This window comes from Listeria fleischmannii subsp. fleischmannii LU2006-1, assembly GCF_000344175.1.
Classification (GTDB): domain Bacteria; phylum Bacillota; class Bacilli; order Lactobacillales; family Listeriaceae; genus Listeria; species Listeria fleischmannii.
Map to the genome: position 1 here is coordinate 12,387 of NZ_ALWW01000036.1, position 17,673 is coordinate 30,059.

Consider the following 17,673-nt stretch of genomic DNA (forward strand, 5'->3'; position numbering starts at 1 on the left):
AGAGAAAGTATGGTAATTCAATGGTTTCCTGGCCATATGGCAAAAGCGCGCCGGGAAGTAACAGAAAAACTTAAACTTGTAGATGTAATTTTTGAACTTGTAGATGCTAGAATTCCGCTGTCTTCTTCCAATCCAATGTTGGAAGAGATTATACATCAAAAAAAACGAGTCATTATTTTAAATAAAAGTGATGCCGCAGATGAGAAGATAACGGCTGAATGGGTGGCCTATTTTAAGGAAAAAGGATTATTAGCAGTTCCTGTTAATGCCCAACAAGGTAAAAATTTACATGCAATTGAACGGGCTGCACAAGAATTGATGGCGGAAAAATTCGCGCGCCAAAAAGAACGTGGAATGAGGCCTAGAGCTATTCGTGCAATGATTTTAGGGATACCAAATGTGGGGAAATCTACGTTAATTAATCGCCTTGTCAAAAAAAACATTGCAAAAACTGGGAATAAACCGGGTGTTACAAAAGCACAGCAGTGGATTAAAGTAGGAAAGACGCTTGAATTACTTGATACGCCAGGGATACTCTGGCCAAAATTTGAAGATCAAGAAGTTGGATTTAAACTAGCGCTTACAGGAGCCATTAAAGATGATTTGTTAAATATGGAAGAAATCGCATTATATGGCCTCCATTTTCTAGAAAAAAACTATCCTAATCAATTAGTTGGGTGGTTAAGTATACCTGATTATGCGGACAAAACGGATACTGAAATTTTGGCGGCTATCGCGACTAAACATGGGTATTTTGATAAATATAAAGAACCTGACTATAGTCGAGCAGCTGAATGGGTTGTACGTGAAATTCGTCAACAAAAAATTGGTAGATTTTCTTTCGATTTACCTGAAAAAGGTGAGGAGATTTGAGTTTTTCGATTAAAGAAATAAAAGAAATTGTAAACAATGCACAAACAGAGGATGATTTAGCTCCTTTTATTCGTGATCAACGAAAAGGCGTACAAACTTTACTCGAAAGTGCCCGAAAAAAGAATTGAAAAAAATTTACTCCTTCAAAAAAAATTAGCGACTATGAAACAATATGAAAAAGAGGCTTTCCAAAAAGGATTTTGCCATATTGCCGGGGTTGATGAGGTCGGTCGGGGCCCATTAGCTGGTCCAGTTGTTGCCGCAGCTGTTATTTTACCAGAAGATTTCAATCTTGTTGGAATTAATGATTCTAAACAGTTAAGTGAAACGAAAAGAGCGTTTTTTTATGATGAAATAAAAAAATGTGCTATCAGTTATCATGTTGCTATTGTTCCACACTCTGTTATCGATAAAGTAAATATTTATGAAGCGACAAAAATAGCTATGAATGAAGCTTTAGATGGTTTATCACCTTCTTCTGATTTTACGCTTATTGATGCAATGCCTCTAAAGCGCTCTGTTAATGAGTTATCTATCATTAAAGGTGATAGTAAAAGTGTTTCAATTGCGGCTGCTTCTATTTTGGCTAAAGTAACTCGTGATCAATTGATGAGGGAATATGATGCAAAATATCCAGGATATGATTTCTCAAGTAATATGGGTTATGGAACGAAAAAACATTTGGAGGGTTTAGCCAAACTAGGACCTTGTGATATTCACCGTCTCACATTCGCTCCTGTAAAATCATATTTTTAAACTTTGAAGAGTGCTAAATAGACTAAAAACATGTGGAAAAGAGCATTTTGGAAGAAGTGCTCTTTTTTTCTATGGACAAAAATCCTTCTTTCTGAATTTGCGTATTCTAAATTTTTGAGTAAAATGATGAAAAAGGAGGTTGCACGATGGACTTACGTGATAAAACAACTTGGCTAGAACTTTTAGTTTTACCAGCAATTGTACGGGCGAAAATTTTACAATATTGTTTAGATAAAAATTGTTTTAACTATAAAAATGAGGAATTTGAAACGCTCTTTTTAGAAGAGAATGAAAATGCTTTAGTGGAAACTTTTGTGAAAGAAGAACTACGTTTATTTGAAGAATCAGGCGGTTCATTTTTATTTTACTTTGAAGAAGAATATCCTAAACAATTAAAGGAAATTCGAAATCCACCACCTATATTATTTGTTTTTGGGGATGCGAGTTTGCTTATAAAGCCCTCTGTTGCAGTTGTTGGCACACATAAAATGAGGCATTATGGGAGGGCGGTAACCAAATTTTTAACCGAAGGCCTATGCGATGAAAATATTCCAATAGTGACAGGAATCTTAAACGGCGTTGAAGAAACGGTCACTAAAAAAGTGTTAGAGCGAGGTGGGAAATTAATTTGTGTTTTAGTAGGAGGGCAAAACAAGCCGTATCCGGTAAATAATAAGCATTTGTTAGAGAAAGTTAAAGCAAGTTACGGCGTTATGATTAGTGAGCATTTACCTAATCAATGTGTGGAAAAAAGTTTTTTTGAAGAACGAAGTCGCCTGATGAGCGGACTTGCAAAAGGGGTGCTGATTCCTGAAGCAGAAGAACGAAGTGGTGCACTAGTAACGGCAAGTTATGCAGTAGAATTTAATCGCGAAGTATTTGCAGTTCCTGGTAATATTTTTGCGCTTGGATCGAACGGGGGAAACAGTTTAATTTCAGAGGGAGCAAAACTTGTTTATTTACCGCAACATATAATAGAAGAAATTCAATAAAATGGATAAAAAAGATGGTATTAAAGTAAATTGAAGTGATTTGGCTTGCATTTCCTGATTGTTTGATATAAGTTTGCTAAAGAATGGTTGAAAATTAGCTCACAAGCAAAGAAAGTTTGACAAAAGTTTTTTAAAGGGCTATTATTGACTACTGAATTATAAGTCTATTTGAAAACTAGCAAACAATTAACGAGGCAGAAAATAAGAAATTTGTTATTTAGCCCGTTTATTTGACCCAAATCAGGGAGGAAAAGTCGATGGCTGATTATTTAGTTATAGTAGAATCACCTGCAAAAGCGAAGACAATCGAAAAATATTTAGGTAAAAAATTTCAAGTAAAAGCATCCATGGGACATGTTCGTGATTTACCAAAAAGTCAAATGGGTGTTGATGTGGAGCACGATTTTGAACCGCGTTATATTACAATTCGCGGAAAAGGCCCCGTCTTAAAAGAATTAAAGCAAGCTGCGAAAAAAGCGAAAAAAGTCTACCTTGCAGCCGATCCAGACCGTGAAGGAGAGGCTATCGCATGGCATTTAGCGAACAGTCTAGAGCTCGATCAAAGTGATGATTTACGTGTTGTATTTAACGAAATAACAAAAGATGCTGTAAAAGAATCCTTTAAAAATCCAAGAAAAATTGACATGGATTTAGTTGATGCTCAGCAAGCTAGACGTATTTTAGACCGTTTAGTAGGATATAATATTAGTCCAATTTTATGGAAAAAAGTGAAAAAAGGTCTTAGTGCGGGACGCGTTCAATCGGTGGCACTTCGCCTGATTATTGATCGTGAAAAAGAAATAAATAACTTTAAACCAGAAGAATATTGGACAATAGATGGTAATTTTAAAAAAGGTAAAAAGTCTTTCCAAGCTAATTTTTATGGCTTAAATGGCAAAAAAAAGAAGCTTAGCAATGCAGATGACGTCAAAGAAGTGATGACCCAAATAAAAGGAAAAACATTTGATGTTATTGACGTAACGAAAAAAGAACGACTTAGAAATCCCGCAGCGCCTTTCACAACATCTTCGTTACAACAAGAGGCAGCTAGGAAGTTGAATTTTAGAACACGAAAAACAATGATGCTTGCCCAACAACTTTATGAAGGTATTCCACTAGGAAGGCAAGGGACTGTTGGTTTAATCACTTATATGCGGACGGACTCTACTAGAATATCTGACACTGCTACTGCGGAATCTAATGCCTTTATTAAAGAAAATTACGGAAATGAATTTGCAAGAAATCATAAACGTAAAGACAAGAATCAAAAAGGTTCGCAGGATGCGCATGAAGCAATTCGCCCAACTAGTGTTTTAAGAACACCTCAAGATATGAAAGAATATTTGAGCCGAGATCAATTACGTCTTTATAAATTAATCTGGGAGCGATTTGTTGCGAGTCAAATGACACCAGCAGTTCTTGATACGATGCGAGTAGATTTAAATAATAATGGGGTTACTTTTAGAGCCAATGGGTCGAAAGTCAAATTTGCTGGATTTATGAAAGTTTATGTTGAAAGTAACGATGATAATAAGGAAGAAAAAGAAAATATTTTACCAGATTTAGAAAAAGGCGATAAAGTGAATTACGAAACGCTTGAACAGCGTCAACATTTTACGCAGCCGCCTCCACGTTACACGGAAGCACGGCTTGTTAAAACGTTAGAAGAAATTGGGATTGGCCGCCCGTCCACCTATTCGCCAACTTTAGATACAATTCAACGTAGAAACTATGTATCCCTTACGAATAAACGTTTTATGCCTACAGAGCTTGGGGAAATTGTGAACGAATTAATTGAAGAATATTTCCCAGAAATTTTAGATGTTAGTTTTACAGCAAATATGGAATCAGAGCTAGACGAAGTGGAGCACGGCCAAATGAAATGGGTTCGTGTCATTGATGAGTTTTATAAGAGCTTTGAACCAAATGTAGAACGCGCGGATAAGGAAATGGAAAAAATTGAAATTAAAGATGAGCCTGCAGGAATTGACTGCGACGTTTGTGGTGCTCCAATGGTTTATAAAATGGGTAAATATGGTAAATTTCTTGCTTGTAGCAGATTTCCTGATTGTAGAAATACAAAACCAATTGTAAAAGAAATTGGCGTGACATGCCCTAAATGTAAAAAAGGTCATGTTATTGAACGTAAAAGCAAGAAAAAACGCATATTTTATGGATGCGATCGTTATCCAGAATGTGATTATGTTTCTTGGGATAAGCCGGTTGAACGCCCTTGTCCAAAATGTAAAGAACATGCCCTAGTTGAAAAGAAACTTAAAAAGGGTATACAAGTTCAATGTACAAATTGTGATTATAAAGAGGAGACTCAAAAGTAATCTGAACCATTATAAATGTGTTTAAAATGTATTTAGGAATTATGAGAGGGGATTTAAATTGGAGAAAAGAGTGAATGTCATTGGAGCAGGTTTAGCAGGGAGTGAGGCGGCTTGGCAGCTTGCAAAAAGAGGCATTGCGGTGGATTTATATGAAATGCGTCCTGTAAAGCAAACACCTGCTCACCATACTGATAAGTTTGCTGAACTAGTGTGTACAAACTCGCTACGTGCTAACGGACTTACAAATGCTGTAGGTGTCATTAAAGAGGAAATGAGGATACTTGATTCCATTATTATAGAAGCAGCAGACCGTGCGTCAGTTCCAGCTGGAGGTGCCTTAGCTGTCGACCGTCATGAATTTTCTTCTTATGTCACTGAAAAAGTGAAAAACCATCCACTTGTTACAGTTCATCTTGAAGAAGTAACAGAAATTCCTGAAGGGACGACTATTATTGCCACAGGTCCTCTTACAAGTGAGGCACTTGCTGATAAAATTAAACTCCTTACAGGTGAAGAATACTTGTATTTTTATGATGCAGCAGCTCCTATTATTGAAAAAGATAGTATTGATATGGATAAAGTCTATTTGAAATCTCGTTATGATAAGGGAGAGGCCGCTTATTTAAATTGTCCAATGACGGAAGAAGAATTTACTACCTTTTATGAAGCGCTTATTTCAGCTGAGACAGCAGAATTAAAAAACTTTGAAAAAGAAGTCTTTTTTGAAGGATGTATGCCTATTGAAGTCATGGCGAAACGTGGCATAAAGACGATGCTTTTTGGCCCGTTAAAACCTGTAGGACTTGAAGATCCAAAGACGGGTAAGCGTCCATATGCTGTTTTACAATTACGCCAAGATGATGCGGCTGGTACACTTTATAATATGGTAGGCTTTCAAACGCATTTAAAATGGGGAGAGCAAAAACGTGTTTTTGGTTTGATTCCAGGTCTTGAAAATGCCGAAATAGTACGTTATGGCGTTATGCACAGAAATACATTCATCAACTCACCAGTAGCAATGAAAAAAACATACCAGCTTAAAACTAGAGATAACCTCTTTTTTGCAGGACAAATGACTGGTGTTGAAGGATATGTGGAATCTGCTGCAAGCGGCTTGGCTGCAGGAATTAATGCTGCTAGATTGGTATTAGGTGAAGATTTAATCGAATTCCCTGTAGAAAGTGCTATTGGGAGCATGGCGCATTATATCACAAATACAAATACGAAAACATTCCAACCCATGAATGTTAATTTCGGATTATTTCCAGAGTTACCGGAAATAATTAAAGCGAAACAAGAACGAAATGAAAACTTAGCAAACCGGGCCTTAAATTCCATAAAAAAGGTTGCGGAAGAGCTTGAAAACAACTATAATAAACTAAGCTGAGCATCTGCTCAGCTTTTATTTTGTATGCTTTCTTTGGAGTTTTTCGAATTATCTTAAAGCTGATTTATAATAGTTCGATATTTAAAGGTGAAACAATCCTATTTACTAAATTGAAGTAGATTCTAATTTAATTGGAAATGTTGCGAAAAATGCGTGAAATTATTGCAACTTGCTTTTTCTTATGGTACTATGGTAGTGTTTGAAAGGTGTGATATTCTTGAATGAACAGCAAATCGTAGAAATGTTTATGAGTTACATCCAAAATGAACGCAATTATTCGGAAAACACTCGATTAGCTTATCATGATGATATCCTAGATTTTCAAACTTTTTTGAATTCAGCAGCATATTTTGAATTATCAGGATGTTGATTATTTGTCGATTCGATTGTATTTAACTGAACTTAAAAGGGAAAATTATTCAAGAAGCTCTATTTCTCGAAAAATTTCTAGCCTCCGTAGCTTTTATAATTTTATGTTACGAGAAGAAATTGTTGAGAACAATCCCTTTACATCTGTATCACATGCTAAAAATCATTTAAGGCTTCCAAAGTTTTTCTACAATGAGGAAATGGAAGCTCTATTTCAAGTGGTTTATGAGGATGATGAAGCGCTTACAGTAAGAGATCGGGCTATTCTTGAATTATTATATGGTACAGGGATTCGGGTTTCAGAAAGTGCTGATATTCGAGTGGGCGATATTGAACAAACCTATCAGGCCATTTTAATTAGGGGAAAAGGAAATAAGGAAAGGTATGTACCGTTTGGTTCTTTTTTAGAAGATGCAATGGCTACTTATTTCACGAAATCACGTCACATGTTGATGGCAAAATATCAAAAGAATCATGATTTTTTGTTGATAAATCATTACGGGGATCCTCTAACGCCAAGAGGGATTCGTTATATATTGACAAAAATAATTGAAAAAGCAGCTCTCACAAGAAAAATACATCCACATATGTTACGTCATACGTTTGCGACGGATTTACTTAATAACGGTGCAGATATGCGTACAGTTCAAGAACTTTTAGGACATGCGAGCCTTTCTTCGACACAAATATACACACATGTAACGAAAGAACATTTGAAAGCAACTTATGCTAAACATCATCCGAGAGCATAAAATGGAGGCGAAATCGATGGAAATGCATGCAACAACAATTTTTGCAGTTCGTCATAACGGAAAAGCTGCTATGGCTGGCGACGGACAAGTCACTCTGGGTGAATCTGTTATTATGAAACATAATGCGCGAAAAGTAAGACGACTTTTTCACGATAAAGTAATTGCTGGTTTTGCTGGTTCAGTTGCAGATGCTTTTACGTTATTTGAAAAATTTGAAGGAAAGTTAAATGAATATGGCGGTAATTTAGAGCGAGCTTCAGTTGAACTTGCGAAACAGTGGCGAAGTGATAATGTTCTTCGTAAGCTTGAGGCAATGCTTATTGTTATGGACCAAGATACATTGCTTTTAGTCTCTGGTACTGGTGAAGTCATTGAACCAGATGATGGCATTCTTGCCATTGGTTCTGGAGGGAATTATGCCCTCAGTGCTGGCCGTGCTTTAAAACGTTATAGCGGAGAACATATGGAAGCAAGCAAAATCGCGAAACATGCACTTGAAATTGCATCAGAAATTTGTGTCTTTACAAATGATCATATTATTGTAGAAGAGCTATAAAGGAGCGTTTGATGATATGGATAGTCAGGATACTGTTAGTTTAACGCCTAGGCAAATTGTAGAGCGACTAGATCAGTATATTGTGGGGTCAAAATGGGGCGAAGAAATCGGTGGCGGTTGCCTTACGAAATCGTTATCGCCGTATGATGATGGATGACGAACTGCGTGATGAAATCATTCCCAAAAATATTCTAATGATAGGTCCAACTGGGGTTGGTAAAACCGAAATCGCAAGACGAATTGCTAAAATTGTACGAGCACCTTTTACAAAAGTAGAGGCGACAAAATTTACTGAAGTGGGTTATGTTGGAAGAGATGTAGAATCCATGGTTCGAGATTTGGTGGAAGTATCTGTTCGGTTAGTAAAAGAAGAAAAAATGCAACTAGTTCGCTATAAAGCAGAAGAAAATGCCGAGAAGCGCATTGTTAAACTGCTTGCACCTGCTGTTAAGAAAAAGCAACAAACTTCTCAAAATCCGTTCGAAGCTCTTTTTCAAGGCGCTGCAACAAACCAAGATGAGCAAGAGGTTGTAGATGACGAGTTAAAAGAAAAGCGTAATAAACTAGAGTATCGTATTAAAAATGGAGAACTAGATAGTGAAATTGTAACTATTGAAGTGACCGAACAACAAAATCAAATGTTTGATATGTTTAAGGGTAGTGGCATGGACCAAATGGCAGGTATGCAGGATGCGTTTTCTGGTCTTTTCCCTAAAAAGAAAAAGAAACGCAAAGTAACAGTCGGTGAAGCTAAAAAAATTCTTTTTGAAGATGAGGCGACAAAATTAATTGATCAAGAAGAAGTCTCATCAGAGGGAATTCGCCGGGCGGAACAGATGGGAATTATCTTTATTGATGAAATTGATAAAGTAGCTAGCCAAAATGGGGATGGAAATGCCCAAGTTTCTCGTGAAGGTGTGCAGCGTGATATTCTGCCTATCGTAGAAGGGTCACAAATTGCGACGAAGTATGGAACGGTGAATACGGAATATATTTTATTTATTGCAGCTGGAGCTTTTCATATTTCTAAGCCATCTGATTTGATTCCGGAATTACAAGGACGTTTCCCAATTCGCGTAGAGCTCGAAAAACTTTCACAAGATGATTTTATTAAAATTTTGACAGAGCCAGACAATGCGTTAATTAAACAATATAAGGCGCTACTCAAAGCGGAAAATATTGATTTAATTTTTACAAAAGAAGCTGTTGAACGAATGGCTGAAATCGCTTTTCAAGTAAATCAAGAATCTGATAATATTGGCGCTAGGAGATTACATACAATCTTAGAAAAACTATTAGAAGATTTGCTTTTTGAAGCCCCAGAGATTACACTAGAGTCTGTTACAGTGACAGAGAGCTATGTTAATGAAAAACTAGAAACTATTATGCAAAATAAAGATTTAACACAATTTATCTTATAAATTTTAGGAGGATCTAATAATGACTTTATTAGAAAAAACGAGAAAAATTAATGCAATGTTACAAAATGCAGCAGGAAAAACAGTTAACTTTAAAGAAATGGCGGATACACTAAGTGATGTGATTGAAGCAAATACGTACATTGTAAGCCGAAAAGGGAAACTTTTAGGGTATTCTGAAATCTTACCTATTGAGAATGAACGTATGAAACAAATGTTGACAGAACGTCAATTCCCTGAAGAATACACTCAAAGTTTATTTAATGTGAATGAAACTTCTCCAAATCTTGAAGTTTCTAGCCAGTATACAGCTTTTCCAATCGAAAACAGTGATTTATTTACAAAAGGTTTAACTACAATTGTACCTGTTGTGGGCGGAGGAGAACGTCTTGGTACATTAATTTTATCTCGTCTTGAAAATAAATTTAACGATGACGATTTACTTTTAGCGGAATACGGTAGCACAGTGGTTGGAATGGAAATTCTTCATGAGAAAGCGGAAGAAATCGAAGAAGAAGCGCGTAGCCGTGCTGTTGTCCAAATGGCTATTAGCTCATTATCTTATAGTGAATTAGAAGCGATTGAACATATTTTTGATGAATTAAATGGAAAAGAAGGCCTACTTGTTGCTTCTAAAATCGCTGATCGCGTTGGTATAACTCGTTCTGTCATTGTGAATGCTTTACGTAAATTAGAAAGCGCGGGTGTTATTGATTCTCGTTCACTTGGTATGAAAGGGACGTTTATTCGTGTGTTAAACGATAAATTCTTAGTAGAGCTTGAGAAATTAAAAAACAATTAAGCAAACTTTTAGGCTCTCACAATTTTGTGAGAGCCTTTTTTAGTCCAAATAGTTCTGTTTTAGTGGGAAATTTGCTAAAATGAAGGAGGATACTGTTTTTTTGGAGGGAATAGGGATGGCGTATACAGAAACGGAAATTGAAGTTCGCTATGCGGAAACCGATCAAATGGGGGTTGTTTATCATGCCAACTATTTGATTTGGATGGAATTAGGGCGAACTCGCTTTATTGAAAGTTTAGGACTGCGCTACTTTGATATGGAGCAGCTAGGCTATCTGTCACCAGTTATTGATGTTGCTATTCATTACGGGAAGCCACTTAGATACGGGCAAAATGCTATTGTGAAGACGTGGCTTGAAGAATATGACGGCGTGCGAGTGACTTATGGATATGAAATTCGCTATGCTGAATCAGGCGAAATCGCCATTACGGGTGAAACGAAGCACGTTTGTGTAACTAAAGATACTTTTAAACCAGTAGCTTTAAAACGGGTTTTAAAAGAATGGCATGATAAGTATCAAAAAGCAGTAGAAGGAGCGAAATAAGATGGCATTTGGTGTAAAGCGTGCTGAACTTGCAGCTTTTAAAGAACAGGCGGCACGAGGCGAAATAGCCATTTTAACGCATTATTGGTTGGATGCGCGCTTTCCAAATTCAAAAACGGTCACTAAAGTGGCTAGTTCAGATATAAACGTTTTAAAAGCGTGGGGAAAGAAATATCAATTGCCAGATGCCTATATTGATTTCGGGCATGACCATTTGCCGCATTTTGATTTGTTTGGTGAAATCCAACTCACGGTTTTAAAAAATGAAGCGAAGTGGGATCAAATTGAACGGTTTCACTTGGAAGGAGAAAAACATGATTAAACTTGAGAATGATACAATGCTCATCGAACTGAAGGAAGACGGGGCGGAGCTAACAAAAATTTTTAATAAAAAAACGCAGCTTGACTATTTATGGAATGCGGATAACGCATTTTGGGGACGACATGCCCCTATTTTATTCCCAACAGTGGGGCGTCTAGTTGATGATACTTATTATGTGGACGGCGAAGCGTTCCATCTGCCGCAACATGGATTTGCCCGAGACCGCGAATTTCAAGTAGTGGAGCTTTTAAAAGATAAATGCATTTTAGAGCTTTCTGCGGATGAAAAATCAAGATTGGTGTATCCATATGCGTTTCATTTGACGGTAAGCTACACGCTTCTTGAAGACGGAGTGCATGTTGAATATCAGGTTGAAAATAAAGATAAAAAACGAATATACTTTTCAATTGGTGCCCATCCAGCGTTTAATGTACCGCTTGTAGAGGGAACCACGTTTAACGATTATTATTTGGATTTTGATGCCGAAGAAGAACTTGAATCTTTAGTACTCGAAGGACCTTATCGTTCTGGGAAATTAAGACGCATCAAAGAAGAAAAAACGGCAGAATTAGCGCTTAATTATGATTTGTTTGCAAATGATGCTCTTATTTTTGAAGGTTTAAGAGCGAATAAAATTGCTATCCGTTCTAAAAAGCATCCACATTTTGTAAGTGTAGATTTTCCTAATTTTCCTTTCGTAGGGATTTGGACAAAAGAAAAAGATACGCCATTTTTATGTATTGAACCTTGGTATGGCATTGCAGATGGTGTGGGGAGTCCTGTTGAACTTCGGGACAAAGCAGGAATCGAGCAACTTGAACCAGAAGCCATTTTTACAGCCAACTATACGATTCAAGTAGGCTAAATTGAAATAAAAAAACAGGAATTCTGCTGCTATTAAAAATAATACATGCAGAATTCCTGTTTTTACATCCATGTAATTTTAGGTTCCGTACCTTCTTTAATCCGTTTAATATTCGCGCGATGCCGCCAAATGATGAAGATGGCAAGTGCAGTAATTAAGATAATTAAAATCCAATCACCAAAGAAGAGTGATATAACGAAAGCGGCAACTGCAGCAATCATCGAGCTGAGAGAAACATATTTCGTTATCTTAAGCGTTAGGAGGAATACTAGAACAGCTAAAACAAATAAAATAGGGGCGTAAGCTAATACAACACCAGCTGACGTGGCAACAGCTTTTCCGCCTCTGAAACTGGCGAAGATTGGAAAACTATGACCGATTATGGCGAAAACACCAGTTAGAAGCATATAGTGATGGTCGATGTTCGCGATAAAAAATAAGGGAAGCAGTGTCGCGATGGTTCCTTTTAAAATATCCATCGCCGTAACCACAATACCAGGTTTTACACCAAGAACGCGAAATGAGTTAGTAGCGCCTAAATTACCACTACCGTGTTCACGAATATCTTTTTTATAAAAAATTTTACCAATCCATAATCCTGATGGGATAGAGCCAATAAGATAGGCTATGATAGATAATATAATTAGTTTTGTCAACATGTTCAAACTCCTCTTTTTAAACTCATAATAAGAATTATAGCATAAAAAAAATAGGTTTTGGTGAAAAATCGTTCAGTTCTTTACATTCGCGCGCTCTAACGATAAAATAAGGAATGAGGCACTTTTATAAAGGAGCGATTAAATGTATCATTCGACAAAAGAAACGCGTGATAAAATTTTAAAAGAGGCTAAAACCATTGCGGTAGTTGGATTAAGTGATAAAAAAGAACGTACAAGTTACCAAGTATCCAAAATCATGCAAGAAGCGGGTTATAAAATTATTCCGGTAAACCCAAAAGTAGATGAGATTCTTGGTGAAAAAGCCGTTGCTTCTTTATCAGAAATTAAAGAGCCGGTTGATATCGTCAATATTTTCAGACGTTCAGAGTTTTTGCCTGAACTTGCTCGTGAATTTTTAGAAATAGATGCCAATGCTTTTTGGGCACAGCTTGGAGTATCAAATGAGGAAGCCTACGAACTACTAAAAGAAACGCATCCAGTCGTAATGGATTACTGTATAAAAGTAGCTTACCAAGAGCTAGCTAAATGAGCGCGTGATTTTTTAGAAAGCAGGTTCAAAAGAGCCTGTTTTTTCACGGACTAAACGAAATTTACTTTTCATTTTCAAAAGATAATGCTATTCTGTTAGGGTAGCTGTTTAAAGACTGCTTGTATAAATAAGGGATTAAGCACGAAAGGAGTTTAGAACTGATGCCAAAGAATGAATATAATGATGATTCCATTCAGGTTTTAGAAGGACTAGATGCGGTACGAAAACGTCCAGCCATGTACATCGGATCTACAGATGTCAGAGGTTTGCATCATCTTGTATATGAAATTGTCGATAATTCAGTAGACGAAGCACTAGCAGGCTTCGGTCATGAAATTAAAGTGACGCTTCATGAGGACGGAAGCGTAAGTATAGCGGATAAAGGGCGTGGTATGCCCGTTGGAATGCATAAAACAGGAAAACCAACTGTTGAAGTTATCTTAACAGTTCTTCACGCAGGAGGAAAATTCGGTCAAGAGGGCGGATATAAAACGAGCGGAGGTTTGCACGGCGTAGGTTCGTCAGTGGTTAACGCGCTTTCCGAATGGCTAAAAGTAACCATTCACCGTGATGGTGCGATTTATGAGCAAAATTTCATTAACGGCGGTAAGCCTGATGGAACTCTTAAAAAAATCGGAAAATCAAGAGAGACAGGTACAACCATCCGTTTTAAACCAGATGAAAGTATCTTTCCAGTAACTTCTTTTAACTATGAAACACTTTCCGAGCGCTTGCGCGAATCTGCCTTTTTATTAAAGGGAATGCGCATCGAATTAATTGATGAACGTGTTGGCATGGGAGAAGCCTTTCATTTTGAGGAAGGTGTTAAAAACTTTGTTGATTATATCAACGAAGGAAAAGATGTCTTACATCCAGTTGTAGCATTTGAAGGTGAAAGTGGTACGATTGAAGTGGAAATGGCTTTCCAATTTAACGATGGATATTCAGAAAACATTTTAAGCTTTGTTAATAATGTTCGGACAAGAGGCGCAGGTACTCATGAAGCAGGTATGAAAGCGGCGATGACACGGATTTTTAATGAATATGCCAAACGAGTTGGTTTGCTTAAAGAAAAAGATAAAAATTTAGAGGGTAGCGATATTCGTGAGGGCTTATCAGCCGTGCTCTCTATTCGAGTGCCCGAAAATTTATTACAATTTGAAGGACAAACAAAGGAAAAGCTAGGTACAACAGAAGCTCGTCCTGCTGTAGATGCTGTTGTAGCTGAACATTTGGCTTACTTTTTAGCTGAAAATCCAGATACAAGTAGTTTACTTGTGAAAAAAGCAGTTAAAGCGCGTGAAGCACGTGAAGCGGCTAGAAAAGCACGTGAAGAAACAAGAAATGGTAAGAAAAGAAAACGTTCAGAGACGCTTCTTTCCGGAAAATTAACACCTGCTCAGTCACGAAATCCAAATAAAAATGAACTTTACTTAGTCGAAGGAGATTCAGCAGGGGGTTCTGCTAAACAAGGCCGAGATAGAAGATTTCAGGCTATATTGCCACTACGAGGTAAAGTAATCAATACTGAAAAAGCAAAATTACAAGATATCATGAAAAATGAAGAAATTAATACCATTATCCATACAGTGGGTGCTGGTGTAGGTTCTGAATTTGAAGTGGACGACTGTAACTATGATAAAATCGTTATCATGACCGATGCTGATACGGACGGAGCACATATTCAAGTTCTCCTCCTAACATTCTTTTATCGTTATATGAAGCCTCTTGTCGAATCTGGTAAAGTGTATATCGCACTTCCGCCACTTTATAAAGTAAGTAAAGGTTCTGGGAAAAAGGAAGTTGTCAGTTACGCCTGGACGGACGACGAGCTTGACAGCAGCATCAAAAAAATTGGTAAAGGTTACATGATTCAGCGCTATAAAGGTTTAGGTGAGATGAATGCCGACCAGTTGTGGGAAACAACCATGAATCCAGAGTCACGTACGTTAATTCGCGTTCGAATTGAAGATGCCGCACGAGCTGAACGACGCGTTGCAACACTTATGGGCGATAAAGTAGAGCCTAGACGAAAATGGATTGAAAATAATGTTGAATTTAGCTTAGAGGATGATCAAAGTATCCTTGAAAATGAAAACATGATCAGTCAGGAGGCGAGAGACATTTGAGTACACCAGAACAACATATTCAAGATTTAGCGCTTGAAGAAGTAATGGGTGACCGCTTCGGACGCTATAGTAAATACATCATTCAAGAGCGTGCGCTTCCTGATGCGCGTGATGGGTTAAAACCAGTTCAAAGACGGATTTTATTCGCTATGAATGAAGAAGGGAATACGGCTGAGAAAGGCTTCCGAAAATCAGCTAAAACAGTCGGAAATGTTATCGGTAATTATCATCCGCACGGCGATACATCCGTTTATGATGCGATGGTGCGCATGAGTCAAGACTGGAAAGTGCGCAATGCTCTTATTGAAATGCATGGTAATAACGGAAGTGTAGACGGAGATCCGCCTGCTGCAATGCGTTATACTGAAGCACGACTATCACCAATTTCTGCAGAGTTACTGCGAGATATCGAAAAGGAAACAGTTGATTTTGTCCCTAACTTTGATGATACATCAAGCGAACCAACTGTACTTCCCGCACGTTTTCCTAATTTACTCGTAAATGGCTCAACAGGGATTTCTGCCGGTTATGCAACTGATATCCCACCACATAATTTAGTAGAAATTATTGATGCGGTGATTAAGCGTCTTAGTCGCCCTGACTGTGACTTAGATACGCTTTTAAAAATCGTGAAGGGTCCAGATTTTCCAACGGGTGGCATTATTCAAGGCGCTGAAGGTATAAAAAAAGCATATGAAACCGGAAAAGGACGCGTTGTTGTCCGTTCTAAAACCGAAATTGAAGATATCCGTGGCGGACGCAAACAAATTACGATTCACGAAATCCCATATGAAGTCAATAAGGCGAATTTAGTAAAAAGAATTGATGAACTGCGTATCGAAAAGAAAATTGAAGGAATTTCTGAAGTTCGCGATGAAACTGACCGAACTGGGCTTAGAATTGCTATTGAGCTTAAAAAAGATGCGAATGCAGAAGGCGTATTAAACTACTTATTTAAAAACACAGATTTACAAGTGAGTTATAATTTTAATATGGTCGCTATTCATAATAAACGTCCTGTTTTAATGGGACTTACTGCGCTTTTAGACGCATATATTTCGCATCAAAAAGAAATTATCACTAAACGATCAGAATTTGATATTCGTAAAGCACGTGCCAGACAACATATTTTAGATGGGTTAATCAAAGCCTTATCGATTCTAGATGAAGTGATTAAGCTTATTCGTGGCTCGAAAGACAAACGTGATGCCAAGCTTAATCTAGAACAACGCTATCAATTTAGCGAGAAGCAAGCAGAAGCCATTGTGTCCTTGCAACTTTATAGATTGACCAATACAGATATTACGGAACTTCGGACCGAGGCAGAGGAGCTTTCTGTTAAGATTGCAGAATTAGAACGCATTTTAGGTAGTGAAGATGCTTTAATTGATGTTTTAAAAGAAGAATTAAGTGAGATTAAGAAAAAGTATAAAACACCTCGTTTAACAGAAGTGCAAGCAGAAATATCTGAAATTAAAATTGATACCGAAGTCCTTGTTGCAAGTGAAGATGTTGTGGTATCTGTAACAAAAGAAGGCTATGTAAAACGCACAAGTATGCGCTCTTATGCCGCTTCAAATGGATTAGAGTTAGCCATGAAAGAAAAAGATCATCCAGTTTTCATTGAAAAAGTGAACACGATGGATACATTATTACTTTTCACAAATAGAGGAAACTATATTTACCGTCCTGTCCACGAATTACCTGATATTAGATGGAAAAATATTGGTGATCATGTGAGCCATTTAGCCACAGATATTAGCCAAGGCGAAGAAATTGTCGCAGCAAAAGTGGTCCATGAATTTGATGAAAGCCATTATTTCTTGTTTATAACAAAGAATGGTATGATTAAATCATCGCTTATGACAAACTACAAACCACAACGTTACTCGAAATCAATGATGGCGATTAAACTTAAAGGTGAAGATGAACTGCTAAGCGTTTCACTTATCGACAATCTAGAAGATGTCTTTTTAGCGACAAAATTGGGTTATGGTTTGCGTTACAATGTAAGTGAAGTCCCTGATTCCGGGGCGCGTACCGCAGGCGTTAAAGCGATTAATTTAAAAGCAAATGATGCAGTCATCGGTGGTTTTGTGATTTCGCCTGATGAAACTCGAAATATGGTTTTAATCACACAACGAGGCTCACTAAAACAAATGAAGCTTTCGGAATTTGAACCTATATCGCGTGCCAAACGAGGCTTGCTAATGTTGCGCGAACTAAAAAACGAATCCACATCGCTTCGTATCCATTTCGCTCATTGGAAAAACAGATAAATTGATAATCGAAACGAACATCATACTTATAAATTTCATCACCGTGAAACCCCGTTTTCGTCCCAGCGAGTCTTACGTATGGGG

The 17,673-nt window shown here is 37.4% G+C and carries 12 protein-coding genes and 5 pseudogenes; 15 read left to right on the forward strand and 2 right to left on the reverse strand.

Annotated elements, in window-relative coordinates; translation table 11 throughout:
- Positions 1 to 9 precede the first annotated feature (9 nt).
- From ylqF to LFLEISCH_RS10735, 12 genes and pseudogenes are all read left to right on the forward strand, one after another.
- Positions 10 to 873, forward strand: coding sequence for a ribosome biogenesis GTPase YlqF (ylqF, locus tag LFLEISCH_RS10680; RefSeq protein ID WP_007476315.1), 864 nt, complete (start codon positions 10 to 12; stop codon positions 871 to 873).
- Positions 870 to 1,629, forward strand: a pseudogene (locus LFLEISCH_RS10685) (ribonuclease HII). The gene ylqF and the pseudogene LFLEISCH_RS10685 overlap by 4 nt, the downstream one beginning before the upstream one ends.
- A gap of 146 nt (positions 1,630 to 1,775) precedes the next feature.
- The gene (dprA, locus tag LFLEISCH_RS10690) at positions 1,776 to 2,621 is read left to right on the forward strand and encodes a DNA-processing protein DprA (RefSeq protein ID WP_007476319.1); all 846 of its coding nucleotides are present in this window, start codon (positions 1,776 to 1,778) and stop codon (positions 2,619 to 2,621) included.
- Between the two features lie 257 nt (positions 2,622 to 2,878).
- Positions 2,879 to 4,957 carry a type I DNA topoisomerase gene (gene topA, locus LFLEISCH_RS10695; protein ID WP_007476321.1) on the forward strand — a complete coding sequence of 693 codons (2,079 nt, stop codon included), beginning with the start codon at positions 2,879 to 2,881 and terminating at the stop codon, positions 4,955 to 4,957.
- A 58-nt stretch (positions 4,958 to 5,015) separates the two neighbouring features.
- Positions 5,016 to 6,344: an FADH(2)-oxidizing methylenetetrahydrofolate--tRNA-(uracil(54)-C(5))-methyltransferase TrmFO gene (trmFO, locus tag LFLEISCH_RS10700; RefSeq protein WP_007476323.1), complete on the forward strand. Its 1,329-nt coding sequence runs from the start codon at positions 5,016 to 5,018 to the stop codon at positions 6,342 to 6,344.
- Between the two features lie 241 nt (positions 6,345 to 6,585).
- Positions 6,586 to 7,465, forward strand: a pseudogene (xerC, locus tag LFLEISCH_RS10705) (tyrosine recombinase XerC).
- Between the two features lie 16 nt (positions 7,466 to 7,481).
- Entirely contained in the window at positions 7,482 to 8,021 is a 540-nt protein-coding gene (hslV, locus tag LFLEISCH_RS10710; RefSeq protein WP_007476329.1) for an ATP-dependent protease subunit HslV, read from the forward strand.
- Positions 8,022 to 8,037: 16 nt separating this feature from the next.
- A pseudogene (hslU, locus tag LFLEISCH_RS10715) lies at positions 8,038 to 9,442 on the forward strand (ATP-dependent protease ATPase subunit HslU).
- A gap of 19 nt (positions 9,443 to 9,461) precedes the next feature.
- Positions 9,462 to 10,241 (forward strand): GTP-sensing pleiotropic transcriptional regulator CodY, encoded by a 780-nt coding sequence (gene codY, locus LFLEISCH_RS10720; protein ID WP_007476333.1) that lies wholly within the window; start codon positions 9,462 to 9,464, stop codon positions 10,239 to 10,241.
- 115 nt (positions 10,242 to 10,356) lie between these two features.
- Positions 10,357 to 10,785, forward strand: coding sequence for an acyl-CoA thioesterase (locus tag LFLEISCH_RS10725; RefSeq protein ID WP_007476335.1), 429 nt, complete (start codon positions 10,357 to 10,359; stop codon positions 10,783 to 10,785).
- Between the two features lies 1 nt (position 10,786).
- On the forward strand, positions 10,787 to 11,107 hold the full coding sequence (locus tag LFLEISCH_RS10730) for a hypothetical protein (RefSeq protein WP_007476336.1): 321 nt from the start codon (positions 10,787 to 10,789) through the stop codon (positions 11,105 to 11,107).
- Positions 11,100 to 11,972 (forward strand): aldose 1-epimerase family protein, encoded by an 873-nt coding sequence (locus LFLEISCH_RS10735; protein WP_007476338.1) that lies wholly within the window; start codon positions 11,100 to 11,102, stop codon positions 11,970 to 11,972. The genes LFLEISCH_RS10730 and LFLEISCH_RS10735 overlap by 8 nt, the downstream gene beginning before the upstream one ends.
- A gap of 62 nt (positions 11,973 to 12,034) precedes the next feature.
- Here the strand turns inward: LFLEISCH_RS10735 and plsY are convergent, their stop codons facing one another.
- Positions 12,035 to 12,631, reverse strand: coding sequence for a glycerol-3-phosphate 1-O-acyltransferase PlsY (gene plsY, locus LFLEISCH_RS10740; protein WP_007476341.1), 597 nt, complete (start codon positions 12,629 to 12,631; stop codon positions 12,035 to 12,037).
- 142 nt (positions 12,632 to 12,773) lie between these two features.
- Between plsY and LFLEISCH_RS10745 the strand changes: the two genes are divergently transcribed.
- The 3 genes and pseudogenes from LFLEISCH_RS10745 to parC form a co-directional block, all read left to right on the forward strand.
- On the forward strand, positions 12,774 to 13,181 hold the full coding sequence (locus LFLEISCH_RS10745; protein WP_007476343.1) for a CoA-binding protein: 408 nt from the start codon (positions 12,774 to 12,776) through the stop codon (positions 13,179 to 13,181).
- A gap of 161 nt (positions 13,182 to 13,342) precedes the next feature.
- Positions 13,343 to 15,310: a DNA topoisomerase IV subunit B gene (gene parE / locus LFLEISCH_RS10750; protein WP_007476345.1), complete on the forward strand. Its 1,968-nt coding sequence runs from the start codon at positions 13,343 to 13,345 to the stop codon at positions 15,308 to 15,310.
- Positions 15,307 to 17,608: pseudogene (gene parC / locus LFLEISCH_RS10755) on the forward strand (DNA topoisomerase IV subunit A); the annotation flags it as partial. The gene parE and the pseudogene parC, both read left to right, overlap by 4 nt.
- On the opposite strand, the pseudogene LFLEISCH_RS15065 reads toward parC, so the two are convergent.
- Positions 17,600 to 17,673 (reverse strand): annotated as a pseudogene (locus LFLEISCH_RS15065) (S-ribosylhomocysteine lyase); the annotation flags it as partial. The pseudogenes parC and LFLEISCH_RS15065 sit on opposite strands and share 9 nt — an antisense overlap.

Coding starts and splice junctions, on each gene's coding strand:
- LFLEISCH_RS10735 (WP_007476338.1), top strand. CDS start 11,100: ATGATTAAACTTGAGAATGATACAATGCTCATCGAACTGAAGGAAGAC.
- codY (WP_007476333.1), top strand. CDS start 9,462: ATGACTTTATTAGAAAAAACGAGAAAAATTAATGCAATGTTACAAAAT.
- topA (WP_007476321.1), top strand. CDS start 2,879: ATGGCTGATTATTTAGTTATAGTAGAATCACCTGCAAAAGCGAAGACA.
- LFLEISCH_RS10725 (WP_007476335.1), top strand. CDS start 10,357: ATGGCGTATACAGAAACGGAAATTGAAGTTCGCTATGCGGAAACCGAT.
- parE (WP_007476345.1), top strand. CDS start 13,343: ATGCCAAAGAATGAATATAATGATGATTCCATTCAGGTTTTAGAAGGA.
- LFLEISCH_RS10745 (WP_007476343.1), top strand. CDS start 12,774: ATGTATCATTCGACAAAAGAAACGCGTGATAAAATTTTAAAAGAGGCT.
- plsY (WP_007476341.1), bottom strand. CDS start 12,631: ATGTTGACAAAACTAATTATATTATCTATCATAGCCTATCTTATTGGC.
- ylqF (WP_007476315.1), top strand. CDS start 10: ATGGTAATTCAATGGTTTCCTGGCCATATGGCAAAAGCGCGCCGGGAA.
- LFLEISCH_RS10730 (WP_007476336.1), top strand. CDS start 10,787: ATGGCATTTGGTGTAAAGCGTGCTGAACTTGCAGCTTTTAAAGAACAG.
- hslV (WP_007476329.1), top strand. CDS start 7,482: ATGGAAATGCATGCAACAACAATTTTTGCAGTTCGTCATAACGGAAAA.
- dprA (WP_007476319.1), top strand. CDS start 1,776: ATGGACTTACGTGATAAAACAACTTGGCTAGAACTTTTAGTTTTACCA.